This is a genomic window from Eubacterium ramulus (genome assembly GCF_003122485.1).
Taxonomy (GTDB): domain Bacteria; phylum Bacillota; class Clostridia; order Lachnospirales; family Lachnospiraceae; genus Eubacterium_I; species Eubacterium_I ramulus_A.
Window position 1 is genome coordinate 1 of the sequence record NZ_JRFU01000070.1, and the last position, 3,108, is coordinate 3,108.

Here is a 3,108-nt window from a genome sequence, read left to right on the forward strand (position 1 = left end):
ATTTGGTTATGAGCAAGTAGCGAAGGCGGATTGCGAATATCCTTTGACTAAGCGCCAGGCAAACAGCTTGTTATCTTGCAGATTCGTATGCCCGTTTGACTGCTGGAAGAATCACTCTGCATACGATACCGATCAGCAGACCGGTAAGAAATCCGGAAATCAGAAGTACCGGAACATAAAAAATCAGCTTCAGATTTTCCACCACAAGCATTGCCACAATCAACTGTCCAATGTTGTGGCAGATACCACCCATGACACTGACCGCAAGGATCGACAGCTTGTCTGTTTTTTTCAAAAGGAGCATGACTGCCAGACTGAGCAGACCGCCCGCCAGACTGTACATGATGGATGCCAGATTTCCAAACATGAATCCGCTTAAGAAGATTCGCACAATGGAAATCAAAAATGCCTGCTTCCCACCAAAAAGGTAGATTGCCGCCACAATGACCAGATTGGCAAGTCCCAGTTTTACACCCGGAATCCCGAAGTTGATCGGGATCATGGTTTCTACATAACTGAATATCATGGCAAGTGCGATCATCATTGCCATCAGAGCTACTGTTTTTGCAGATATCTTTTGTTTTTTCATATCGTTACCGCCCTGTCTCTAGTTTGTCTGGATTTTTTCAATATTTTTGTTATTGTTCATATTGATAAAATCGTCATAAATGCCGTCTGTGATATAAAGTTTGCCGTCCTCATCTTCCATGATGGCGTCAAATCCGTCCTCTGCACAATGTTCCTCACAATAAGTAATGGCATCCTCTGTGCCAAGTACAAACAGAGATGTGGATAATCCGTCTGCCAGTGTGCTATCCGCACTGACGATCGTCACAGAGATCAGACCGTTGTTGGCAGAATAACCGGTTTTCGGATCGATGATATGGTGATATTTCACACCGGTATCCTTATCTACAAAGTAGCGCTCATAACCGCCGGAAGTGATAATAGCTTTGTCTGTGACGCTCACGCCGCCCAGATATCCGTTTTCATCCTCCGGATCCTGAATGCCGACTTTCCACTGACTGCCATCGGTTTTATTTCCAAGGACGTGTGCGTTTCCGCCAAGGTTAATAACTGCACTCTTGATGCCATAGCTTTTCATCACATCCATAACTCTTCCGGACGTATAACCCTTGGCAATTCCGCCCAGATCGATCTCCATGCCTTCCGGGAGACTGATGCTTGTCTGTCCGTTTTCTTCGCTTAATATGATTTTTCCCGCATCTACCAGCGCAAGTTTTGCTGCCAGATCAGACTCACTCGGTACTGCAAAATTTCCTGTGGTAAATCCCCAAAGCTGCATCACCGGATAAATGCTGATATCAAAGGCTCCGTTTGTACTCTGATAAATATCCAGGGCACGTTTTACCAGATAATCGGTATCCTCAGAAAGTACGCCACCGCCGTTTGCGTTGATCTGTGCGACTTCACTGGTGTCTTTTCCGGTAGACAGCAGATCGTCCAGACGCTGAATCTCAGCAATACCCGCTTCTACTGCTTCCTGTGCATTTTCGCCATAAGCGGTCAGTGTCATATAAGTATCCATGGCAAACACATCGCTTGTATATTCCTGACTGCTGTCTGAGCTGTTCTGCTCTCCGGCATCTTCTGAAACTTCACTCTGTACAGAGCTGTCCGTTCCTGACGCAGCGTTTTTATTGTTACAACCTGCCAGCGGCAGACAGACTAAGGCTCCACACAAAAGTGCGATTAACAGTTTTCTTTTTTTCATCTATTGGTATCCTCCGTATATGCTTTTTCTCTTATTGATACAATTTTAATAATTAGCTTGAGCTAACGCATATTTTATTACATTCACTTCTTTTATGCAAGCTTGTTCCCAGAACTTTATCGATACTTTTTTATCAATAAGAAGGACTGTATCGCATTTTATACCGTATTTCGCAATTTCGCAAGCAGTTTCTTTTCCCGTCTGGAAATCTGAACCTGCGTCGTTCCAAGCAGTTTTGCCACCTCCGACTGTGTCTTTTCTTCTACATAACGAAGCTGAAGCAGCTGACGTTCTTCCGGCTCTAATGTATCCAGCAATTGCTCCAGAAAAATGTGGTTGACCTGCTGCTCGATCAGATTTTTCTGATCCCGGATCTGTTCGCCAAGTGTGATCTCCTTTCCCTCATTTCCGGGAACCGGTCGGTGAAGGGAATCCACATCTGTATTGGCTTCCAGCGACTGCACGATCTCCTCAGATGACATTCCGGTTTTCCCGGAAAGTTCCTCCAATGTCGGATCACGACCGTACTCATTCTGCCATTCCGTCACCGCCTGACTGACTTTCCAGGCAGCTTCTTTTAAGGTACGACTGACTTTCAGCATGCCATCGTCTCTCAGATATCTGCGGATTTCTCCGATGATCAGCGGTACGGCATAAGTGGAAAATTTTACCTCATAATCCGTATCAAAACGGTCGATTGCTTTTAACAGACCGATGCTCCCCACCTGAAACAGATCCTCCGGATCGTATCCGCGGTTGGAAAATCGCCGGACAATGCTCCAGACCAGTCCCAGATTGTTCTGTACCAGCAGATCCCGTGCTGCTTTATCCCCCTGGTGCGCGCGCTTAATATACTCCAACACCTGCTCCATATGTAACTACCTGATTTCTTTTTCCATAGAAACCCGGGTTCCTTTGCCCGGTGTGGATTCCACTTCCACGGTATCCATAAAGGCTTCCATGAAGGAAAATCCCATGCCGGAACGCTCTAGATCCGGTCGCGTGGTAAAAAGCGGTTCCAACGCCTGCTTGATATCTTTGATGCCTCTGCCTTCATCGATAATGGACACTCGCAATTTACGACCGGTCAGGGTTCCCTCCATCCAGATCGTGCCGCCGCGCTGGTTGTAACCGTGAATGATACAATTTGTGACCGCTTCGGATACTGCCGTCTTGATGTCTGCCAACTCCTCAATGGTCGGATCAAGACTGCTGACAAATGCTGCCACCGCGGTTCTGGCAAATCCCTCATTTTCGGATTTTGCCGCAAATGTGATCTGCATCCAGTTTTCTTCTGCATATTCTTCCTGTTTTCTCTGTTCCATCACTCCTGCTCTCCTTCCTCTGCAATCAGTTCATCCAACCCTGACATA

4 protein-coding genes are annotated in these 3,108 nt (G+C 46.4%); all 4 read right to left on the reverse strand.

From position 1 onward, the window contains the following. Nucleotides 1–70: 70 nt before the first annotated feature. The 4 genes from LG34_RS06540 to spoIIAB all read right to left on the reverse strand — a co-directional run bounded on the left by LG34_RS06540 (nt 71) and on the right by spoIIAB (nt 3,060). Nucleotides 71–589, reverse strand: a complete 519-nt coding sequence (locus tag LG34_RS06540; RefSeq protein WP_109215381.1) for a Gx transporter family protein — start codon at nt 587–589, stop codon at nt 71–73. An 18-nt stretch (nt 590–607) separates the two neighbouring features. After that, complete coding sequence (locus tag LG34_RS06545; protein ID WP_109215382.1) at nt 608–1,735, reverse strand: FAD:protein FMN transferase; 1,128 nt, start codon at nt 1,733–1,735, stop codon at nt 608–610. 158 nt (nt 1,736–1,893) lie between these two features. Then, on the reverse strand, nt 1,894–2,607 hold the full coding sequence (locus LG34_RS06550; RefSeq protein ID WP_109215383.1) for a SigB/SigF/SigG family RNA polymerase sigma factor: 714 nt from the start codon (nt 2,605–2,607) through the stop codon (nt 1,894–1,896). Between the two features lie 6 nt (nt 2,608–2,613). Continuing rightward, on the reverse strand, nt 2,614–3,060 hold the full coding sequence (spoIIAB, locus tag LG34_RS06555) for an anti-sigma F factor (RefSeq protein ID WP_109215384.1): 447 nt from the start codon (nt 3,058–3,060) through the stop codon (nt 2,614–2,616). Nucleotides 3,061–3,108 lie beyond the last annotated feature (48 nt).